A 2,257-nucleotide genomic window follows, 5' to 3' on the forward strand; every position below is an offset into this window, starting at 1 on the left:
GGATTATGGATAAACAAAATTTTGAATTGATTTTAGAAAAAGGGAAGAAAATGTTTAGCCCCACCCCTTGAGGTGGGTGTGCCCGAAGGCGAATTACACAAAAATTATAGTCTATATAAGTTAAAGAAGTATTAAAAATAAGAAAAAAGATAAAAAAATGAACTTCTCTCGCTCCCACTCAGGAGAGACTGTGAAAAAACTTCTTCTTTCCATTCATGATCCACAGTCTAAGGAGAGTGGTTATTATTGGTAAATTTGTAGTGGAAATATATAACAAAACAAAGGAGACTAATTAAAATGGGCAATAGGAGTCAATTTGCGTAATGAAGAAGAAATTGCAGAACATTTAACTGCTGATATTAAACTGTTGGAAAAAGTTCAACACTTAATGGTAAAAGTTAATATTAGGAGTGACAATAAAAGAGATATGTTATTAGGAGCTTTCTCAAGAAATATAATAAGCCATTTTGCATCAATAAATATTTTGATAGATAAAAGACTATTTAATTCAGCATTTGCACTTATAAGAATATTTTTTGAAAATGTTATAAAATTAAAATATATGTATTATAAGATGGATAATCAAAAAATAGAAACTATTTACAATGCAAATACTTGGAATAATCATTTCCCTAAAACGATAGATGAAATGGTTAAAGAAATAGATAATTTTCTTGATACTGAATATTATTCAAATATAAAAAATAATGCTTATAAAATGATGAATGATTATACACATACAGGTAGAAATCAAATAATGAGAAATTTTAGTGAAACAGGTTTTACTTTTGATACAAATTTTGATAATGAATTAATTTTAGAGACATTAAAAACTAATAAAGTATTATTTAAAAGTGCAATAGTCGTTTTTTTAGAAAGTATTGGATTAAAAAATGGATTTATATCAAAAGATGAAATGGACAATTTTTTAGAGTATTAAAATAGCTAAAAAGTAAAAATTGTAAGTGTACCACGTCCACTTACTTCAGTCGTCAGACAATCGAAGGGTAATTAGTCTAAGTTTAAAATCCCTGTTACGCTCTAAAAACCTCTATTTCAAGCTCTTTGACGATACGATAATGTTTGTCATTCGCAGTAATGAGTTTCATCTCAATGCACATTAAACGGAAAATTTAGAGAATATAATCCCCATACTTCTCAATCCATCCGTCAAATTCAGCACACTCGGCGATCGAAGCATCTTTGACAATAGCATCTTTGATCAACATCACCCCAAACTCGGTCGGCAGGCTTTGGGCAAAACCGAAAAGATGTTTCGAGGCTTCCGCTCCGCCTCGATACAGTTCCACCAGCGCCGAAACAAGCGCATACAGCAGCGCCGGTTTGCTTTTATCGACACTCGGATACTCGCCGCGATAAATAGCCTGCACATCGGGGAGTTTTTCATACACTTTGACATACGATAAAAATTCAATCCCTGCACCGTATCCGATCAATCCATAGATAATCGGAGCGATACGTGAAGTGTCTGAGGATGTTTTCAACACATTCGAGAGCATATGGTAACTGCGCGGTGTTGCGAATGCGGGATTGGAGTCATCTTCGCTTACGCACTCGGAAGTGAGAAGATCGGGACGGAATCCTAAAAACCCGATGACAAAGGAGTGCAATCCCTCACGGATAGCGAAGAGTTTGAAATCCTCAAACCGCGCTTCGACGCTCAGATGGACCATACGATTCGCCAGAGGTGTCGGGAGGCGAAAGACGACCCCACGGTCGCTGATACGATTCCCCGCACAGATGATCCGCCACCCGCGAGGGAGTTCGTACTCACCCATTTTACGGTTGAGGACGAGTTGATAGATCGCCGCTTGCACCGATGGAGGAGCGGAGTTGAGTTCGTCGAGGAACAGTATTCCGCTCGATTCTTTGTCACGCGGAAAAAATATCGGAGGCATCCACACCGTTTGTTCATCCCGTATCGCAGGGACGCCGCGCAAATCGACGGGATCCATCTGAGAGAGACGGACATCGACGAGTTCAAGATTATGTTTTTTCGCCACTTCGGCAACGATATACGATTTTCCGATTCCCGGACTTCCGTGGATAAAAACGGGGAGATCGGCACCGATGAGGGTATCGAGATGCGCATAAAGTTCGGTAGTCGTGATCGATGGTGTCTTCACGCACTTGCTTCCGCGATCAAACAGGTAAAGCAGTGCTCTTGATCATTACACGTCGCACACGCGGGGGCGACTTTACCGATGGCATCGTAGAGAAATTTTTTCCAGAGTTT

2 protein-coding genes are annotated in these 2,257 nt (G+C 38.9%); one reads left to right on the forward strand and one right to left on the reverse strand.

All coding sequences use genetic code 11. The features are described from left to right. The first annotated feature begins 316 nt into the window (after positions 1–316). The gene (locus tag A2517_RS00775) at positions 317–940 is read left to right on the forward strand and encodes a DUF5677 domain-containing protein (RefSeq protein ID WP_294893459.1); all 624 of its coding nucleotides are present in this window, start codon (positions 317–319) and stop codon (positions 938–940) included. 193 nt (positions 941–1,133) lie between these two features. Here A2517_RS00775 and A2517_RS00780 read toward each other — a convergent pair whose 3' ends face one another. Further along, a complete protein-coding gene (locus A2517_RS00780; RefSeq protein ID WP_294893460.1) occupies positions 1,134–2,147 on the reverse strand; it encodes a MoxR family ATPase in 1,014 nt (337 codons plus the stop codon). Positions 2,148–2,257 lie beyond the last annotated feature (110 nt).

It is taken from the genome of Sulfuricurvum sp. RIFOXYD12_FULL_44_77, from assembly GCF_001830725.1.
GTDB lineage: Bacteria > Campylobacterota > Campylobacteria > Campylobacterales > Sulfurimonadaceae > Sulfuricurvum > Sulfuricurvum kujiense_A.